At 63.7% G+C, this 17,744-nt stretch carries 16 protein-coding genes; 4 read left to right on the top strand and 12 right to left on the bottom strand.

What is annotated here, in order from left to right:
• The first annotated feature begins 6 nt into the window (after nt 1-6).
• Both F3H98_RS01255 and F3H98_RS01250 read left to right on the top strand, forming a co-directional pair.
• Nucleotides 7-588 (top strand): NAD(P)H-dependent oxidoreductase, encoded by a 582-nt coding sequence (locus F3H98_RS01255; protein WP_149757461.1) that lies wholly within the window; start codon nt 7-9, stop codon nt 586-588.
• Nucleotides 588-1,172, top strand: coding sequence for an NAD(P)H-dependent oxidoreductase (locus F3H98_RS01250; RefSeq protein ID WP_149757459.1), 585 nt, complete (start codon nt 588-590; stop codon nt 1,170-1,172). Before F3H98_RS01255 ends, F3H98_RS01250 begins: the two co-directional genes overlap by 1 nt.
• Nucleotides 1,173-1,315: 143 nt before the next feature.
• Here F3H98_RS01250 and F3H98_RS01245 read toward each other — a convergent pair whose 3' ends face one another.
• From F3H98_RS01245 to F3H98_RS01225, 4 genes are all read right to left on the bottom strand, one after another.
• Entirely contained in the window at nt 1,316-3,763 is a 2,448-nt protein-coding gene (locus tag F3H98_RS01245) for a GcvT family protein (RefSeq protein WP_149757457.1), read from the bottom strand.
• Nucleotides 3,760-4,953, bottom strand: a complete 1,194-nt coding sequence (locus F3H98_RS01240; RefSeq protein ID WP_149757455.1) for a pyridoxal phosphate-dependent aminotransferase — start codon at nt 4,951-4,953, stop codon at nt 3,760-3,762. Before F3H98_RS01240 ends, F3H98_RS01245 begins: the two co-directional genes overlap by 4 nt.
• Nucleotides 4,954-5,040: 87 nt before the next feature.
• Nucleotides 5,041-7,491, bottom strand: coding sequence for a GcvT family protein (locus F3H98_RS01235; protein ID WP_149757453.1), 2,451 nt, complete (start codon nt 7,489-7,491; stop codon nt 5,041-5,043).
• 220 nt (nt 7,492-7,711) lie between these two features.
• Nucleotides 7,712-8,305, bottom strand: a complete 594-nt coding sequence (locus F3H98_RS01225; RefSeq protein WP_244621556.1) for a helix-turn-helix domain-containing protein — start codon at nt 8,303-8,305, stop codon at nt 7,712-7,714.
• A gap of 183 nt (nt 8,306-8,488) precedes the next feature.
• Here F3H98_RS01225 and F3H98_RS01220 point away from each other — a divergent pair, with 183 nt between their 5' ends.
• Nucleotides 8,489-9,199, top strand: coding sequence for a nitroreductase (locus F3H98_RS01220; RefSeq protein ID WP_149757451.1), 711 nt, complete (start codon nt 8,489-8,491; stop codon nt 9,197-9,199).
• A gap of 294 nt (nt 9,200-9,493) precedes the next feature.
• Here F3H98_RS01220 and F3H98_RS01215 read toward each other — a convergent pair whose 3' ends face one another.
• The gene (locus F3H98_RS01215; protein ID WP_149757449.1) at nt 9,494-11,602 is read right to left on the bottom strand and encodes an ASKHA domain-containing protein; all 2,109 of its coding nucleotides are present in this window, start codon (nt 11,600-11,602) and stop codon (nt 9,494-9,496) included.
• Nucleotides 11,603-11,885: 283 nt separating this feature from the next.
• Between F3H98_RS01215 and F3H98_RS01210 the strand changes: the two genes are divergently transcribed.
• The gene (locus F3H98_RS01210) at nt 11,886-12,188 is read left to right on the top strand and encodes a GIY-YIG nuclease family protein (protein ID WP_149757447.1); all 303 of its coding nucleotides are present in this window, start codon (nt 11,886-11,888) and stop codon (nt 12,186-12,188) included.
• Between the two features lie 178 nt (nt 12,189-12,366).
• Here F3H98_RS01210 and F3H98_RS01205 read toward each other — a convergent pair whose 3' ends face one another.
• The 7 genes from F3H98_RS01205 to F3H98_RS01175 form a co-directional block, all read right to left on the bottom strand.
• Entirely contained in the window at nt 12,367-13,338 is a 972-nt protein-coding gene (locus tag F3H98_RS01205; protein ID WP_149757446.1) for a methyltetrahydrofolate cobalamin methyltransferase, read from the bottom strand.
• A 77-nt stretch (nt 13,339-13,415) separates the two neighbouring features.
• Nucleotides 13,416-14,516, bottom strand: coding sequence for a methylenetetrahydrofolate reductase (locus F3H98_RS01200; protein ID WP_188130298.1), 1,101 nt, complete (start codon nt 14,514-14,516; stop codon nt 13,416-13,418).
• 70 nt (nt 14,517-14,586) lie between these two features.
• Nucleotides 14,587-15,162, bottom strand: coding sequence for a methylenetetrahydrofolate reductase C-terminal domain-containing protein (locus tag F3H98_RS01195; RefSeq protein WP_149757444.1), 576 nt, complete (start codon nt 15,160-15,162; stop codon nt 14,587-14,589).
• Entirely contained in the window at nt 15,155-15,460 is a 306-nt protein-coding gene (locus F3H98_RS01190; RefSeq protein ID WP_149757442.1) for a virulence factor, read from the bottom strand. The genes F3H98_RS01195 and F3H98_RS01190 overlap by 8 nt, the downstream gene beginning before the upstream one ends.
• A 156-nt stretch (nt 15,461-15,616) precedes the next feature.
• Complete coding sequence (locus F3H98_RS01185) at nt 15,617-16,279, bottom strand: exopolysaccharide biosynthesis protein (protein WP_244621555.1); 663 nt, start codon at nt 16,277-16,279, stop codon at nt 15,617-15,619.
• Between the two features lie 127 nt (nt 16,280-16,406).
• Entirely contained in the window at nt 16,407-16,982 is a 576-nt protein-coding gene (locus F3H98_RS01180) for a DUF4893 domain-containing protein (RefSeq protein ID WP_149757440.1), read from the bottom strand.
• A 99-nt stretch (nt 16,983-17,081) separates the two neighbouring features.
• The gene (locus F3H98_RS01175) at nt 17,082-17,729 is read right to left on the bottom strand and encodes a DUF1638 domain-containing protein (RefSeq protein WP_149757438.1); all 648 of its coding nucleotides are present in this window, start codon (nt 17,727-17,729) and stop codon (nt 17,082-17,084) included.
• Between the last annotated feature and the right edge of the window lie 15 nt (nt 17,730-17,744).

Raw genomic sequence — 17,744 nt, 5'->3', positions numbered from 1 at the left:
CGACATGTGAATATCCTCGTCCTTCATGCGCATCCCGTCGAAACCAGTTTCTGCACGGCGCTGCGTGACCTCGCGGTCGAGCGTCTGACTGCCAGGGGCCATGCGGTCGATGTCTGCGATCTCTACGCCGAAAATTTCGATCCGCGCATGACCCGCGCCGAGCGGCTTGCCTATCACGATGTGCCGGCCAATGCCGCAGGCATCCACGCTTATGTCGAGCGGCTGCGCAGGGCGGAGGCGCTGGTGCTCGTGTTTCCGGTGTGGAATTACGGCTATCCGGCCATTCTGAAAGGTTTTTTCGACCGCGTCTTCCTGCCGGGAGTGTCGTTCAAGCTGGTGGACGGCGCGGTGGTTCCCTCGCTCCACGGCATCCGCAAGCTCGCGGCGGTGACGAGCTATGGCGGCAGCCGCTTTCGCGCCATGCTGATGGGCGATCCGCCGCGCAGGCTGGTGAAGCGTGCGCTGCGCGCCACGATCAAGCCCGGCGCGCCGGTCTCCTATCTCGCGCATTATTCGATGAACCTGTCGACCGACCGTTCGCGGCAGAAATTCATGGCGAAGGTGGCGGCAGCGATGGATGCATTCTGATGCGAGTGCTGATCGTCTATTGCCATCCCCTGCAGGACAGCTTTTGCGCCGCCTTGCGCGACACCGTGCTGGAGGCAGTTGCGGCGAAGGGATGCGAGGCGCGGCTGATCGACCTTTATGCGGAAAAGTTCGATCCGGTGATGTGGGGCGACGAGCGGCGGATCTACAATCTGGCGGCCCCTGCCGACCCGGCGCTGCAGACCCATATCGGCCACCTGAAATGGGCCGAGATGATCGTCTTCGTCTACCCGACCTGGTGGTATGGGTTACCGGCGATGCTGAAGGGCTGGCTCGACCGTGTGTGGGCGCCCGACGTGGCGTTCAAGCTGCGGGGCGACGGCTCGATCGAGCCGCTGATGACCCAAGTCTCGAAGATCGCCGTGGTCACCACCTGCGGCGCGCCGCTGTGGTGGTCGCATCTGGTCGGCCATCCCGGCCGCAAAACCATCCTGCGCGGCATTCGCGCGCTGTGCGCCAGGCGCTGCAAGACATTGTTTCTGGCGCACTACCTGATGGACGCCTCGACGCCGCAGACACGCGCGGCGTTTCTGGGCAAGGTGAAGCGGAAGCTGGAGCGGTTTTGAGGGTTTTCCTCTCCCCGCTTTATGGGGAGAGGATGCCGGCAGGCAGGTGAGGGGCTACCCAAGCCCTCAGACGTTCGCGCTGCCCCTCATCCGGCCCTTCGGGCCACCTTCTCCCCGTAAACGGGGAGAAGGAAAGGGCGCCGCTACATCCTGACCCGCTCGGCCTTGGGGTCGTACATCGGCTTCAACGAGACATGTGCTGCGAACCGTTCGCCGGCGATTTCGATTTCGTAGGAAGAGGCGAGCACGTCGGCTTCGGTCTGTCCCTCGCAGGGAACGTAGCCAAGCCCGATGGCGCCGCCGAGATGGTGGCCGTAATTGCCTGACGTGATCGTGCCGACGATTTTTCCATCGCGCACGATCGCCTCGTTGTGGAAGAGCAGCGGTTCGGGATCGGTGAGGCGGAATTGCACGAGGCGGCGGTCGAGGCCAGTTTCCTTCTTGCGCAGCACCGCGTCGCGACCGAGAAAGTCGCCCTTGCCGGTCTTCACGGCAAAGCCGAGACCGGCTTCCAGAACATGATCCTCGTCGGTGATGTCGTGGCCGAAATGGCGGAAAGCCTTTTCGATGCGGCAGGAGTCCAGCGTGTGCAGGCCGCAGAGCTTGAGGCCCAGTTCCTTGCCGGCTTCCTCCAGCGCCTCGAACACATGCGCCGTCTGGTCGGTCGACACATAAAGCTCCCAGCCGAGCTCGCCGACGTAGGTGACACGATGGGCGCGGGCGAGCCCCATGCCGATCTCGATCTCCTGCCAGGTGCCGAACGGATTTTTGACGTTGGAAAAATCGTTGGGACTGACTTTTTGCATCAGCTTCCGCGCGTTCGGCCCCATGAGGCAAAGCACGCTTTCGGCTGCCGTGACATCGGTGATGATGACGACGAATTCGTCGCCAAGATGCTTGTGCAGCCAGGCGAGGTCGCGCTGCAAGGTGGCGCCGGGCACGACGGCGAGGAAGGCCGTTTCCGACAAGCGCGAGACGGTGAGGTCGCTTTCGATGCCGCCCTTGCTGTTCAGCATCTGCGTGTAGACGATTTTTCCGGGCGCCACGTCCATGTCGTTGGCGCACAGGCGCTGCAGGAAGGATAGCGCGTCGCGGCCTTCGATCCTGATCTTGCCGAACGAGGTCATGTCGAACAGGCCGACGCCGTTGCGGACGGCGAGATGTTCGTCGCGCTGGTTGCCGAACCAGTTCTGCCGCTTCCAGGAATATTGGTACTCGCGCTCCTGGCCCTCTTTCGCGAACCAGTTGGCGCGCTCCCAGCCCGCGACTTCACCGAACACCGCGCCGCGCGCCTTCAGGTGCTCGTGCAAGGGGGATCGCCTGACATTGCGCGACGTCGCCATCTGGCGGTAGGGGAAATGGTCGGCGTAGAGCAGGCCGAGCGTTTCGGAAACGCGTTCCCTGAGATAGCGGCGATTCTTCTGGAAGGGCTGGGCGCGACGGATATCGACCTCCCACAGGTCGAACGGCGCCTCGCCGTCGTGGATCCACTGCGCCAGCGCCATGCCGGCGCCGCCGGATGAGACGATGCCGATCGAATTGTAGCCCGCCGCCACCCAGTAGCCGCCGAGTTCGGGCGCTTCGCCGAGGTAATAGCGGTCGTCGGGGGTAAAACTCTCCGGGCCGTTGAAGAAGGTGTGGATGCCGGCGGTGGCCAGCATCGGCATGCGGTTCACGCCCATTTCCAGGATCGGCTCGAAATGGTCCATGTCTTCCGGCAATTGGTCGAAGCAGAAGTCTTCGCGGATGCCGTCCATGCCCCACGGCTTGGCGACCGGCTCGAAGGCGCCGAGCATCATCTTGCCGGCGTCTTCCTTGTAATAGGCGCACTCGTCCGGCACCCGCAGCACGGGCAGGCGGGAGAGGCCGGGTATCGCCTCGGTGACAAGATAAAAATGCTCGCAGGCATGCAGCGGGATGGTGACGCCGTTCTGTCCGGCGAGTTCGCGCGCCCACATGCCGGCGCAGTTGACGACGATGTCGGTTTCGATGGTGCCCTGCTCGTCGCCCTGCGCCCAGGAAACGCCGCTGACGCGGCCATCCCTGGCGTGAACCTTCGTCACCTTCACGTTCTCGACGATCCTTGCGCCGCGCTGGCGCGCGCCCTTGGCGAGCGCCATCGCAATGTTGGCGGGATCGCACTGGCCATCGAGCGGCAGGTGAACGGCGCCGACCACGTCGGACACATTGAGATGCGGGTACATCTCCTTGACTTCGCTCGGAGAAACCTCGCGGACATCGACGTTGAAGGCGCGGGCGAGGGACGCTTGCCTATAGATCTCGTGCTTGCGCTCCTCGGTCAGCGCCACGGTGATCGAGCCGACCTGACGCATGCCGGTGGCGACGCCGGTTTCCTCCTCCAGCCTGACGTAGAGGTCGGCCGAATATTTGGCCAGCCGCGTCATGTTTTGCGAGGCGCGCAACTGGCCGATCAGCCCGGCCGCGTGCCAGGTGGTGCCGGAGGTGAGCTGCTTGCGCTCCAGAAGCACGATGTCGGTCCACCCGAGCCTGGCCAGGTGGTAGGCGACAGAGCAGCCGGAAACGCCGCCGCCGATGATGACGGCGCGGGCTTTTTGCGGCAGTGGGGTCATGCGGATTTGCTCTGGGTGATGGTTGCGTAATTCGCCACGAAACGCTTCAGGCGCGTCGCTGCTTCCTTCAGCACGTCCTCGGACTGGCAAAGGCTGACGCGGATATGGCCGGCTGCCGCTTCGCCAAAGCTTGAGCCCGGCATCACCGCGACGTTTTCGGTGTCGAGGAATGCCCAGGCGAATTTCTCGCAGTCCGGTTCGACGGCGCGGATGTCGAGCATGGCGTACATGCCGCCTTCGGAGCCGCGCACCACGACATTGTTCAGCCCGTGCATTTCGTCCAGCCAAAGTTTTCGGCGGCTGGCGTAACGTTCCGCGATCTCCTTGACGCCGTAGCCCTGTTCGAGAGCTTCGGCCGCCGCCCGCGAGACGAAATCGGTCAGGCCGTAGGTGGTCACCACATTGAGGCTTATCAAAAGTGCGACGATGTCTTCGGGTCCGGTCAGCCAGCCGATGCGCCAGCCGGTCATGCCGTGGCTCTTCGACATCGAGTTGATGACCAGCGTGCGCTCGGCCATGCCGGGCAGGGCGCGGGGCGACAGGTGTTCGCCACCGCCGAGCGTCCAGTAGACCTCGTCGGAAAGCAGCCAGAGATCGTTCTTGCGGCAGATATCGGCGATGCCTTCGAGCGACTTGCGGGTATACACCGCGCCCGTCGGATTGCTTGGCGTGTTGATGAGAATGGCGCGGGTGTTGGGCTGCAGCGCCTTGCGGATCGCCTCGGCGCGCGGCTGGAAGCCGTCTTCGGCAACCGTCTCCACGACGGTGAAGCCGGCGCCGGCGGCGCGGAAGGTTCCGGGGTAGGTGGCATAATAGGGCGCCACGACGATGGCATGGCCGCCGGGATCGAGCACGGCCTGCACCGCCGCATAGAGGGCGGCCTGGCCGCCGGGCGTGGCAATGATCTCATTGGCCGAGGTTGGTACGCCGGTGGCGCGGGTTGAAATTTTCGCCATCGCCTCGCGCAGCCGGGGAATGCCGGCAAGCTGGGTGTAGTGGTGGAAACCACCGCGCACGGCGGTGACGCAGGCCTCGACCGTTTCGGATGGCGTGTCGAAATCATGATCGCCGACCGACAGCATGATGATCTTCTCGCCGGCCTGGTGGCGGCTCATCGCGGCGAAATGCACCTCCCAGCCATCCTTGCCGGAAGGCGTGATGCCGGAAATGCGCGAAGAGGGACGGGGCATGGGTTCAGTCTTTCAATCGTTGAATTGGCATTTCCAGAGGTTGGCGCGGCCTCTTAGGAGCAGTGCCCAAGGTCCGGCTGTTCATGCTTACGCTCTCAATCTTGCATTCTGCGGGTCCCACAAAGGCCTGTCTTCCTGCACGACCGCCGGAAAATTCTCCCCGAAGATTTCGACATCGACCCTCGTGCCGGGCTCTGCCAGGTCCGCGCGGATCATGCCGAGCGCGATCGATTTGTCCACCCGGTAGCCGAAACCTCCTGACGTGGTTTCGCCGACGATCTTTCCGTCATGCCAGAGCGTCGACATATAGGGCGCATCATGTTCGCCGGCTTCGACCACCAGCGTGACGAAGCGTTTTTTCACGCCCTGCTGTTTTTCGCCGAGTAGTGCCGCCTTGCCGCGGAACTCCGGCTTGTCCCATTTGACGAAGCGTTCCAGCCCGCCTTGCAGGATGGTGTAGTCGGTGGAGAGGTCGCCCTTCCAGGCGCGGTAGCCCTTTTCCAGCCTGAGCGAATCCAGCGCCCACATGCCGAAAGGCTTGAGCCCATGCTTCTGGCCCGCCGCCCAGACGGCATCGAATATGGCGGCGGTGTCTCCCACCCTAGTGTGGATTTCCCAGCCGAGCTCGCCGGCGAAGGAGACGCGCACGAGATGGCACCAGCGTCCCTTTATCTCGGTCGACTGATGTGTCAGCCACGGCAGCGACAGATCGGCGCCACAGACTTCGGCCAGGATGTCGCGGGAATTTGGCCCGGCGAGTATCTGACATGAGAGTTCGTCGGTGGCGATGCTGAGATCGATCCGGGTGTCGTCCGGAAGGTGATTTCGCAACCATTCGAAGTCGTGCCATTCGGCAACGGCGGCCGTGATCAACACGAAAGTGTCTTCCTCATGCGCGATGATCGACATTTCGGTGACGATGCGGCCCTTGTCATCGGCGAAATAGCCGAGGCCGATCTTGCCCGGTTTCGGCACAATGCCGGTGACCATGGTCGACAGCCAGTCGCGCGCGCCCGGACCTCTCAATCGGAAGCGCGAGAAGCCGGGCAGATCCAGAATGCCGGCGGCGTCGCGCACCGCCAGGCATTCCTCGCGGATGCGTTTCTCCCACGGCCCTGACCGGGCGAAGGTCTGGGTGGACTGTTCCGACGTGTCGTCGCCGGCTTGCGCAAACCAGGTGGCGCGCTCCCAACCGTTGTAGGCGTTGAACTGAGCGCCCAGCGCCTTCATGCGCTCGTGGAGCGGCGAGAGCTTGCGGTCGCGGGCGGCCGGCCAGGCGTGGCGCGGAAACTGGATGGCGTATTCGTGGCCGTAGACTTCCATGCCCTTGGCGACGGCATAGTCGTGGTCGGCGGCGAATGTCGTGAAACGGCGCGGGTCGCAGGACCACATATCCCACTCGGTCTGGCCTTGGGTGACCCACTCGGCCAGCACCTTACCGGCGCCGCCAGCCTGGGCGATGCCGAAGGTGAAGACGCAGGCTTCGAAGGCGTTGGGCACGCCCGGCATCGGCCCGATCAGCGGGTTGCCGTCCGGCGCATAGGGGATCGGGCCGTTGATGACTTTCGACAGGCCCGCGGTGCCGAGGATTGGCACCCGGGCGGTGGCGTCGTTCAGATACCACTCCAGCCGGTCGAGATCGTCGGGGAAGAGCTGGAACGAAAAATCGTCCGGCATGGGGTCGTTATGGGTCGCCCAATGGGCGCGGCAATTCCTCTCGTAAGGCCCGAGATTCATGCCGTTCTTTTCCTGGCGCAGGTAGTAGGAGGTGTCGACATCTCGCAGAAGCGGCAGTTTTGCGCCCGCTTCCCGCGACCAGGCGGCGAGTTCCGGGATTTCGTCGAACAATATGTACTGATGGCTCATCACCATCATCGGGATGTCGCGGCCGAACAGCTTGCCGACTTCCCGGGCGCGGTAGCCGGCGGCGTTGACGACATACTCGCAGCGGATCTCGCCTTGCGGCGTCTCGACGATCCACTCGCCGTTTTCCCGGCGCACTCCGGTGACCGGGCAGAAGCGCACGATCTTCTGGCCCATGTCGCGGGCGCCCTTGGCCAATGCCTGGGTCAACTGCGCCGGGTCGATGTCACCGTCGCTCGGGTCGTAGAGCGCGCCTTCCAGGTCGTGAGTCTCGATGAAGGGATAACGCGCCTTGATCTCGTCGAGGCCGACCACGTCGATGTCCATGCCTTGGTAGCGGCCCATGCCTTTGGCGCGCTGGAATTCCTGCATGCGCTCCTTGCTGTGCGCCAGCCGCAGCGACCCGGTGACATGATAGTTCATCGGATAGTCGACTTCTTTCGCCAGGCCCCGGTAGAGCTCGGTCGAATAGCGCTGCATGTTCATCAGCGACCAGGACGACGAAAAGGTCGGCACGTTGCCGGCGGCATGCCAGGTCGAACCCGACGTGAGCTCGTTCTTTTCGAGAAGCACGCAGTCGGTCCAGCCGGCCTTGGCAAGATGGTAAAGCGAGGAGACGCCGACGGCGCCGCCGCCGATGATGACCACGCGTGCGGAAGAGGGGAGTTCAGCCATAAAAACCGGTTCCTATTTGAAGCACCCCAACTCCCGAAGCGACCCCCACCTCTAACCCCTCCCCACAAGGGGGAGGGGAACTTTGCGGTGTTGCCCTCTTGCTCCAAGCTTGGCGATCTCGAGCGAAACTGGCGGCAAAACTGTCTCCCTCCCCTTGTGGGGAGGGGTTGGGGGTGGGGGTAAAAGGTCGGGCAGATCCGTCAAGACTTGCATCAATCCCTCAATAAACCGGCGGTGAAACCACCCAGATGACGACGGCCGGTTCGCTGCCCGGGTTCTTCCATCGGAACGGCTTGTTGTCGAAGCGGAAGCTGTCGCCGGCCGACAGGCTGTGCCAGACGCCGTCGATCTCGATATCGAAGACACCAGAGACGAGATAGCCGGCTTCCTCGGTCGGCCGGTGCGCCACCGACTGCAATTCAGCGCCCGGCGCGAACTCCGAGCGCAGCACCTCGAAGCTGCCGCCGAGATCGGGCGACAGCAGTTCCTCGACCAGACCGGAATCGCTGGAGCCCAGCGAGCGGCGGCGGCCTGCCCGCACGATGACGCCGCGTTCATGCTCGTTGGGCACCTCGTGGCCGAAGAACAGGCTGATCGGCACCGCGAAAATGTCGGCGAAGGCCCGCAGGTCGGCGATCGAGGGGGTGGACAGGCCGCGCTCGACCTGGCTCATCCAGCCCACCGAGCGGCCGAGCCGCAGAGCAACTTCCGCAAGGGTGAGACCGCGCGATTTGCGCAAGGCACGGATGTCGCGCGCCAGCAGCTGGTCGCTTGAAGGCGTCTCGTCGGGCGCTCGTTCGGCAGGCAGGGGCACGGCTCTCTCATGAAAATTTCGTTTGGAATTTCACGGAAGCCGAGTCCGCCGGAAAATTCAAGCGAAATCCGGTCTGTGCCAAGATTTGCTTGCGGGAAACGGGCGGCTGGTGCAAAGCCAGAAAAAACCGAAGCGGCGCTTTGCGCCGGCTCTGGAGCCCCGGAAACCGGGAAGGACTTTTTGATGCTTTCACGCAATAAACAGACCGCGAGGTCGAACGAGGCGGCTATCGTCGACGAGGCGATCGTTTCGCGGCGTTCGGTGCGCGCCTTTCTGCCCGATCCGGTGGATGATGCGACGGTCCGCGAAATACTCGATGTAGCGGCGCGCGCTCCGTCCGGCACCAACATGCAGCCCTGGCGCGTCTATGTGACCAAGGGCGAGGTCAAGCAGCGCATCACCGACGCGGTGATGAACTCCGGCATCCGCGCCGAAAAGGCCAAGTGGGACGAATACAAATATTATCCCGACCAGTTCTTCGAGCCGTATTACGCGCGCCGCCGCAAGGTGGGGTTCGACCTCTATGGCGCGCTCGGCATCGGGCGGCGCGACGTCGACCAGATGCGTGAGCAGCATGACCGCAATTTCGTGTTCTTCGATGCGCCGGTGGGCATGATCTTCACCATCGACCGCCGGCTGAACCAGGGCTCGTGGATCGACTACGGCATGTTCCTGCAGAACATCATGGTGGCGGCGCGGGCGAGGGGACTGCATACCTGCCCGCAGGCGGCGTTCGCTCCCTATCACAACCAGATCCGCCCGGTGCTCGGCATTCCCGACGAGGAGATCGTGGTGTGCGGCATGGCGCTTGGCTACGAGGACACGTCGAAGCCGGAAAACAGCCTGCGCACCGAACGCGCCCCGCAGGATGAATGGGTCAAGTTCTGCGAGTAGGTGGATTTCGCGGGCAGTTTGCATCGGAGCGGACGCCCCCCTGTCCCGCCGAACCCTCCTCTTCTGCGGGCGGAGTGATCGCATATGGGTTCTGTCTTCCCCCACTCCGGCCCTTCGGGCCACCTCTCCCCCCTCCGGAGGGAGAGGAAGGGAGCCCGGCATAGCGGCCGGCGCTTCCTCTCCCCCGTCGAGCGGGGGAGAGGTGGTTTGCAAAGCAAACCGGAGTGGGGGTCGACCAACTATATGCGATGCTCTGCCGTAAGGACTGGGCGAAGGAACGTGGTCGCCTGACCTTCAGTCGCGGTTACGGCGGGCGGCGCGGTCCTCGCGGGAGCGACGGCGCGGCGTAGCATCTCCGGCGGCGCCGTCCTCGCCGGCCGACTTGCGCGGCGGCAATTTCACCTGTTCGGACAGTTTCGGGAACGGGTCGACCTTGTTGGGCATCGCCATGGCGTTGATGAAGAGCTGCTGGAAATTCGGCTCGAGCGCCGTCTCGATCTTCTCGATGCGGGCCACTTCCTTCTCGATCTCACGGCGATGGTCGCGGTTGAGCAGCGCCATCAGCGCACCGGTGCCGGCGGCATTGCCGACCGCCTTGACCTCGGCCAGATCGCAATCCGGGATCAGGCCGAGCACCATGGCGTATTTCGGATCGATGAAGGAGCCGAAGGCGCCGGCGAAGCGGATGGTGTCGACCGTCTCGACGCCCTGCTTTTCCATCAGGAGCTTGACGCCGGCATAAAGCGCCGCCTTGGCGAGTTGAATGGCGCGGATGTCGTTCTGGGTGACGGTGATGCGCGGCTCGCCCTGGCGCCCCTCGCGCAGCAGGTAGGAGAAGGTGCGGCCATTCTGGACGATGCGCGGGCTTTTGGCCATCAGCGAACCGTCGACGACGCCGTCCTCGGAGATGATCCCGGAAAGATACATTTCGGCGACCACCTCGATGATGGCGGAGCCGCAGATGCCGGTGACGCCCGTGGTCCAGGATTCCTCCTCGAAGCCTTCCTCGTCCGACCATTTGTCGACGCCGATGACGCGGTACTTGGGTTCCAGCGTTTGCGGATCGATGCGCACGCGCTCGATGGCGCCGGGCGCAGCGCGCTGGCCCGACGAAATCTCCGCGCCCTCGAAGGCCGGGCCGGTCGGCGAGGAGGCCGCCACTACACGGGTGCTGTTACCCAGGATGATCTCGGCGTTGGTGCCGACATCGACCAGCAGCATCATCTTGTCCTGCCGGTATGGGCCTTCGGAAAGCGTCGCGCCGGCGGCATCGGCGCCGACATGGCCGGCGATGCACGGCAGCGTGTAGAGCCGCGCGCCGCGATTGACGTCGATATCGATCTCATGCGCCCAGAACTGCAGCGAACCCGACACGGCGAGCGCGAACGGCGCCTGGCCGAGTTCGGTCGGGTCGATGCCGAGGAACAGGTGGTGCATGATCGGGTTGCCGACGAAGACGCAGTCGAAAATGTCGTGGCGGTCGACATTGCCTTCCTCGCAGACCTTGCCGATGAGCGTGTTGACGGCCTCGCGCACCGCCTTGGTCATCGCCTCGCGGCCGTCCGGGTTCATCATCACGTAGGAAACGCGGCTCATCAGATCCTCGCCGAAGCGGATCTGCGGGTTTGAGGTGCCGGACGAGGCGGCGATGCGGCCCGACAGCAGCGACACCAGATGCATGGCGATGGTGGTCGAGCCGATGTCGCAGGCGATGCCGTAGGCTTCGTTCTTCAGGCCGGGAAACAGGCCGATGATGAAGGGCCGCGAGGAATCCATGTCGCGGTGGATGGCGGCGGTGACGCCCCATTTGCCGGGCGACACGGGAGGCTGGTCCGGCAACGTGGTGCGCATGATCTTCTGGATCTGCGGGATGAGGTGCGGGGCGATCAGCAGGTCCTTCCAGCCCCAGTCAGTCTCAAGCGCCACCTTGAGCCGGTCGAGGTCGCCGAGCGGCTTGTGCATGTCGGGTTCCTCGACCTCGACATAGCAGAGCTGGACGGCGGCGTTGCGCTCGATGACGCGGTCGGTGGCCGCCTTGCGCACCACCTGCGCGTTGATGACGGTGTCTTGGGGCACGTCGATGACGAGGTCGCCCTGGACGGTGGCCGAGCAGGAAAGGCGGCGGCCATCCGGCAGGCCGCGCACGCGCTCGTAGCGCTCTTCCTTCGGGCCCTTGGGCGAGATGTGGTCGAGCGCCGAAATGATCTTGTGCTTGGCGAAATTGCCTTCCTGCACCTCGATCTGGCAGCGGCCGCAGGTGGCGCGCCCGCCGCAGACGCTCTCTACATAGACGCCGAGCGAACGCGCGGCGTCGAGCAGCGGCGTGCCCTTCGGAAAGCGCCCGCGCTTGCCCGATGGCATGAACAGGACGAGGGGGTCGGTGATGTTGGCGGGCGGATTCATGTTAGTTGTGCGTCCTTCGAGGCTCGCCCGTCCGATGTGCAGCCAATGTTTCTACGTATGTGCGGGCTCGCACCTCAGGATGAGGGAGACCGGTGCCAGACGTCACCCAAATTCTGCTGCGCCGGCATTTCAGAGCTTGGCGTGACGCGCTCAAACCTCGCTCATCCTGTGGTGCGAGCCTGAGCTTGTCGAAGGCGAGCCTCGAAGGGCGCGCCTCTGTATTTTGACGCCGCTTTGGATAGACTAACTCCCGGATGAGCGTTCGCTTTGGGGGAACACGTTCATGCAATTCGAGATGACCGTCTACATTCTTCGTTGCGCCGACGATTCCTACCACGTCGGATCGACAAAACAGGAGGTCGAAGCTCGGGTGTGGGAGCACAACAACCTTCCCATCGACAGTTACACCGCAAAACGCAGGCCGGTGGTTCTGGTGTTCACCGAATCCTACGACCGCATCCTCGATGCCATCGCACGGGAGCGCCAGATCAAGGGGTGGTCGCGGCGAAAGAAAGAGGCGCTCATCGCGCTTGCCTACGAAGCGCTGCCTGAGCTTTCTCGACGAAGCCACCTGATGCCGAAGTAGGGGTGCGTCCTTCGAGGCTCGCTTCGCTCGCACCTCAGGATGAGGACCGTTTTTGCTGCCTGTCCCAAGGATGGAGGCGTGGTGGCAGGACCTTGCATGCGAACGGCGCCAACCGTCCTCATCCTGAGGTGCGAGCCTGAGCTTGTCGAAGGCGAGCCTCGAAGGACGCACCACAATATTATCCCCTTGCCATCCGGGCCTCGCGGCCGCCCCGACGGCGACCGTTGTTGGCGGCTTCGCCAGGTGCGTTGACTGCAACCGGTGCGGCAACCGGGTGGCCGCCTTCGGCCGGCTTGTAGTCCTTGTATGTCTTGATCCAGGTGGTGCAGTTCTCGTCGGTGCCGTTCAGCACATTGGCGCCGCGCACGGCTTCCATTTCCTGCGGCCGCACCGGATTCATGATCGCCGAGGTCATGCCGGCGCCGATCACCATCGGGATGAAGGCGGCGTTGATGCCGTGGCGGTGCGGCAGGCCGAAGGAGATGTTGGAGAGGCCGCAGGTGGTGTTGACCTTCAACTCCTCGCGCAGGCGGCGCAGCAGCGCGAACACCTGGCGGCCGGCGTCGCCCAGCGCGCCGATCGGCATGACCAGCGGATCGACGACGACGTCATGCGCGGGGATGCCGTGGTCGGCGCAGCGCTCGACGATCTTCTTGGCGACCGCGAAACGCACGTCCGGGTCCATCGAAATGCCGGTCTCGTCGTTGGAAATGGCAACGACCGGCACATTGTATTTCTTGACCAGCGGCAGGATGGCTTCGAGCTTTTCCTCCTCGCCGGTGACGGAGTTGACCAGCGGCCGGCCCTTGGCGACCTTCAGCGCCGCCTCGATGGCCGCGGTGACGGAACTGTCGATCGACAGCGGCAGGTCGACGAGGTTCTGCACGATCTCCAGCGTCTGCACGAGCAATGCAGGCTCGGTGGCGTTGGGGTCGACAGCGGTGACGCCGGCGTTGACGTCGAGCATGGTGGCGCCGCAGGCGGCCTGTTCCAGCGCGTCCTTGATGACAGTTTCGAAATTGCCGGCAACCATCTCGGCCGCCAGCTTCTTGCGGCCGGTCGGGTTGATGCGTTCGCCGATCACGCAGAAGGGCTGGTCGAAACCGATGATGATCTCTCTGGTCGCCGAGGCGACAATCGTGCGGGTCATGAAGTTCTCCGTAAGATATAAAGACTTCTTTATATCGTTTCTGGTTTCGATCAAGCGGTGCGCTCAGAGCGGAATGCTCAGTGCGCGGTTTTCACCATGTCGACCTGGGTTTCGGTGACATTGTCATGCAGCAGATGGTCGAGGCGGTCGGCGACAAGCCGGTCGTCGGCGCGGACTTCGCGCTTCCAGGGCTGGCGGCCCTTCAGCACGCCCGATTCATCGACGATCTCGGCGACATATTCCTCCTGGCGGTAGGCCATCACATGGACGCCTGAAACGCCTGCGATTTCCTTCACCTCGTTGATGATGTCGATGCAAAGCCGCTTGCCTTCGGCCTTCTGGTCCTCAGCGCCTTCGAGCCGCTTGATGATCGCATCGGGAATATGAATGCCCGGCACGTTGGAGCGGATCCATTTTGCCGTCTTGGCGGAAGCAAGCGGCCCGACGCCGCACAGGATGAAGACCTTTTCGGTGTGGCCGAGATCGCGGGCGCGCTGCATGAAGGTGCGGAACATCGGCACGTCGAAGCAATATTGCGTCTGCACGAACTGCGCGCCGGCGGCGATCTTCTTGCCGAGATGGATTGGCCGGAAATCGAAAGGCGGCGCGAAAGGGTTCACCGCCGCTCCCAGGAACAATTGCGGCGGCGTCGTCAGCTTGCGCCCGGACAGGAACTTGCCGTTGTCGCGCATGATGCGGATGGTTTCGAGCAGCGACATGGAATCGAGGTCGAACACTGGCTTGGCGCCGGGCTGGTCGCCGGCCTGCACGCCGTCGCCGGTGAGGCAGAGCATGTTGGCCACGCCCATGGCCGCACCGCCGAGCACGTCGCCCTGGATGGCGATGCGGTTCTTGTCGCGGCAGGCGATCTGCATGATGGGCGCATAGCCCATGCGGGTGAGCAGTGCGCAGATGCCCACCGACGACATGTGGCAATTGGCGCCGGAAGCGTCGACCGCGTTGATAGCGTCGACCCAGCCGTCGAAGATTTTCGCGCGGTTGTAGACGTCTTCGGGATTGGCGCTGTCGGGCGGGTTGAGTTCGGTGGTCACGGCAAATTCGCCACGGCGCAGCACGCGCTCCAGGCGGCCGCGCGAGGTGTGGCCGGGCAGCGGCTCGAGCGGCAGGTCGATGCCGGCCGGATTTTCGTCGATTTGTGGAGGACGCGGCGGATTCACGCGGCGGCTCCGGTTCGATCTCTTTGCTGGAACATGATCTGTTCCGAAAACCGGTTTCCACTTTTCGGGATCATGTTCGTGCCGCTTCCTTCGCTGCCGCGGCCTGCGCAGTGACCCGCAGCCATGCCGAAGTTTCGCGCAGCGACTGATCGACGGGCTTCTGCACATTGAGGATGGCGTCACCATTGACCATCTGCCGGGAGCCTTCCCAGGCCTTCACCCAGACGCACGGCATGTCCGGCTCGACCTCGCAATTTCCGTTGGCGCGCACGCCGCCGCACGGGCCGTTGCGCAACTGCTTGGGGCAGTTCATGGGGCAGGACATGCCGGTGGAGGAGAGGACGCACTGGCCGCACATGCGGCAGTCGAACATGAAGCCCTTGACGTGCTTCTCGACGAATTTCACCGGCGCTTCGACGCGGCCGTAGCCGATGCCTTTCCACAAGGGATGGAGGAGCAGAAAGGCGTCGGCGAATTTTGCATAAAACCACTCCAGCGCGCGCGAATGGCGCACCGACCACAGCCTGACTGCAAACGAGCGCTGAACGCGCCGCTGCGGCGACACGTCCGCCGGCTTGTAGTCGCTCTTGGGCGCTGCCTTCTTGACCAGTGTGGCCTGGGTAACCGCCGGGACAGAGTCAGACATTGCCCTCTTTCCCGCCTGCCTTGACCAGAGCGACCAGCCGCTCACGGGTGTAACTGCCTTCGAAGTCGGCGAGCGCTTTCTCGGCCTCGGCTTCGAGGTCGTCGCCGACCGCGACCGGCTCGGCCTTGCGCCACTCCGCGAGGTAGGCATCGGTATCGCCGGCGCCGGTGCGCATCGCGCACATGTCGATCGCCTCGGTGAAGCGCAGCGACAATTCGCGCTTGGCGTTCTGCCGCCCCTTCTTGACGATGATTTGCGCGGGAATGTCGCGCCAGTAGACGACGATCAGATCGGCCATAAATTCGTGCTCCTCGTGAATTTCAGCATTGCCGGAACGGCGCCTGCCCCGCTTGTTATGAGACGACGCGCGGGCATTCAAAAGCGACGTGCCGCAAATGGGCAATGACAGGGAGCGGATGCGGCTGGCGAAGGTGGAATGCCGCCGGAGCGGCAATCAGATCGGCAAGAACTGCCAGAGGGTGCCGATCAGCGCGGTCGCCGAGCCGACCACGGCGGCGATGACGGCAAGTGCTGCGATGCCGACCACGGTTCCCACGGCAAACAGGATGCCGTCGCGCTCGATCAATGCCAGGCCGAGCAGGGCGCTCGAAAACGCCGGCAGCCAATTGCCAAGCGGTATCGGCAGGGTGACGACGACGGCAAGCAAGAAGATCATGATGCCGATGAAGCGGTCGCCCTGCTTGCGCCAGAACGGCCAGTAACGCGGCTTGATCATGCGTTCCAGGCTGATCAGGCGGGGAATCAGGCGATCCATCACCGTGCGGAAGCTTTCGGCGGAGATCGAATTGTCCATGACGAAACGCGGAAGCCAGGCGCGCTTGGAGCCGTACATCATCTGCGCCGCCACGATAACCAGCGGAAGGCCGAGGATAGCCGAGGAGGGCGGCGGCAGCGGGATCATGTTGAGCGCGGCGAAGAAGACGATCAGCGCCGCGAAGCTGCGGTCGCCGAGCGCGTCGCGAATGCTGGCCACCGAAACCGGGCCGTCGGCGTCACGCGCCATCTGGGCGAAGAGTTGCGAAAGCCGGCGCGGCCGGCGCCTAACTGGCGCGCCGTCGATCTGTCCGTCCTCGAAACCCCGCATTTCCTGTCTCATGCGCTCCCGCACCGCTCACACTTGTCCACCCCTGGCGCAGAACGACAATAGTGGCGGTAACCAGTTAATCGTTGATGACGCCAGCGCATAACGCCGGCCTGTGAAAACCGGATGACTCTCTCGGGACCTAACGGCGAAATTCCAGAATATCCAGCTTGGATTCGTAATGTGGGGCCGGAAATTCAATTCGCCACTCTTTCGGACCGGTCCGAAAGGCGTAGCCCACCTGATCGGTTTGCGGACCGCTGCCGTATTTCTTCGGCTTCTGCCCGGCGATGAAAGACGAACCGAGATAGGTCAGCCGCTTGTCATTGTCGGTGAAGAAGCGCCCCTTGGTGCGCTGCGAACCGGAAATCTTCTCCAGCATCCAGCCGGAGCCGTCGTCGGTGACCCGGCATTTGAACCAGTCGTAGACGATGAGGGGGCTGATGCCGCCGGCCTTGATGGTGCGGCATTGCCAGTTGCCGGTCATGTCGAAACCGCCGAAGGCGAGCACAGGCCTGGCGACGACCTCGTCGAGAACGGCAACCTCCCGCGCGTAGCCGGCCCTCGCTTCAGCGAGTGCTTCCTTACGCGTCTCGTTATATTTCTTCAGGCGGGCATCGTCGGCCGGGGTGATCAGGTTCTGGATCTCGCCGGTGGCCAGCGCCTGGGTGACGGGCGCCGCCAGAAAGGCAGCGAGAATCAGTTTGCGAAGGATCATGTTGCGGCTCTATCTCATTGTTTCAGCGTGGTCTTTGCCCGAAAACCAATGCGCATTTTTCGGGACCATGCCCCGGATGGGGCGAAGGAGCCTGCAGAATCAGGCTCTTTCATGAAGCGATGCGGAGCGCGCGGCAGCCTGGAGTGCGTCGGGAAGGTCGCCATAGCCGGTGAAGCGCCGCTCATAGACGAGGCCGAGCAAGCGCGCCGCGTCTTCGGCTACCTTGTCCAGTTCCGGGTCGTTGGTCTGGGCGAGGTAGACAAGCTTCTCGTAATTGCCGAAATAGTCGGCGATCAGCTCCGGGTGGCGGTCGAGCCCCAGCGGCTTGAGGAAGAACGCTTCGAACTGGCGGCACAGAAAATCGGTCATGTAGAAAGACATCATGTCGCCGTCGGCGATCTTCGCGTAGGCCTCCATGCCCTGATAGAAAGCGAAGCAGTGCGGCCCGGCCATCCGTTCGACGCCGTGTTTCTCGCATATCCCGTCCAGCAGGCCGCCGGTGCCGCAATCGGCGTAGCCGACGAAGATGTGGGCGAAACCTTCGGCCTTGGCCTTGACGATTGCCGCGTCCATGGCCGGCGCGATGCGGTCTGGATAGAAGTGGAACTCCGCCGGCAGGCAGGTCAGTTCGAGATGGTCGAGCCCCAGCTGCTGCTTGGCGGCCAGGATCTCGCGCGCGATCATGCCGCAGGCAATGACCAGCAGCTTTTCGCCTTGGGGATGAACGGCCTTGCGGGATTGCTTCATGGAACCACTTTGCCC

Source organism: Neomesorhizobium albiziae, assembly GCF_900114255.1.
Taxonomy (GTDB): domain Bacteria; phylum Pseudomonadota; class Alphaproteobacteria; order Rhizobiales; family Rhizobiaceae; genus Neomesorhizobium; species Neomesorhizobium albiziae.
This window is presented reverse-complemented; position numbering and strand designations above follow the sequence as displayed.

Bases quoted from the DNA above. Each gene is read 5' to 3' on its own strand.
- F3H98_RS01250 (WP_149757459.1), top strand. From the start codon at position 588: ATGCGAGTGCTGATCGTCTATTGCCATCCCCTGCAGGACAGCTTTTGC.
- F3H98_RS01245 (WP_149757457.1), bottom strand. From the start codon at position 3,763: ATGACCCCACTGCCGCAAAAAGCCCGCGCCGTCATCATCGGCGGCGGC.
- F3H98_RS01240 (WP_149757455.1), bottom strand. From the start codon at position 4,953: ATGCCCCGTCCCTCTTCGCGCATTTCCGGCATCACGCCTTCCGGCAAG.
- F3H98_RS01235 (WP_149757453.1), bottom strand. From the start codon at position 7,491: ATGGCTGAACTCCCCTCTTCCGCACGCGTGGTCATCATCGGCGGCGGC.
- F3H98_RS01220 (WP_149757451.1), top strand. From the start codon at position 8,489: ATGCTTTCACGCAATAAACAGACCGCGAGGTCGAACGAGGCGGCTATC.
- F3H98_RS01215 (WP_149757449.1), bottom strand. From the start codon at position 11,602: ATGAATCCGCCCGCCAACATCACCGACCCCCTCGTCCTGTTCATGCCA.
- F3H98_RS01210 (WP_149757447.1), top strand. From the start codon at position 11,886: ATGCAATTCGAGATGACCGTCTACATTCTTCGTTGCGCCGACGATTCC.
- F3H98_RS01205 (WP_149757446.1), bottom strand. From the start codon at position 13,338: ATGACCCGCACGATTGTCGCCTCGGCGACCAGAGAGATCATCATCGGT.
- F3H98_RS01195 (WP_149757444.1), bottom strand. From the start codon at position 15,162: ATGTCTGACTCTGTCCCGGCGGTTACCCAGGCCACACTGGTCAAGAAG.
- F3H98_RS01190 (WP_149757442.1), bottom strand. From the start codon at position 15,460: ATGGCCGATCTGATCGTCGTCTACTGGCGCGACATTCCCGCGCAAATC.
- F3H98_RS01185 (WP_244621555.1), bottom strand. From the start codon at position 16,279: ATGAGACAGGAAATGCGGGGTTTCGAGGACGGACAGATCGACGGCGCG.
- F3H98_RS01180 (WP_149757440.1), bottom strand. From the start codon at position 16,982: ATGATCCTTCGCAAACTGATTCTCGCTGCCTTTCTGGCGGCGCCCGTC.
- F3H98_RS01175 (WP_149757438.1), bottom strand. From the start codon at position 17,729: ATGAAGCAATCCCGCAAGGCCGTTCATCCCCAAGGCGAAAAGCTGCTG.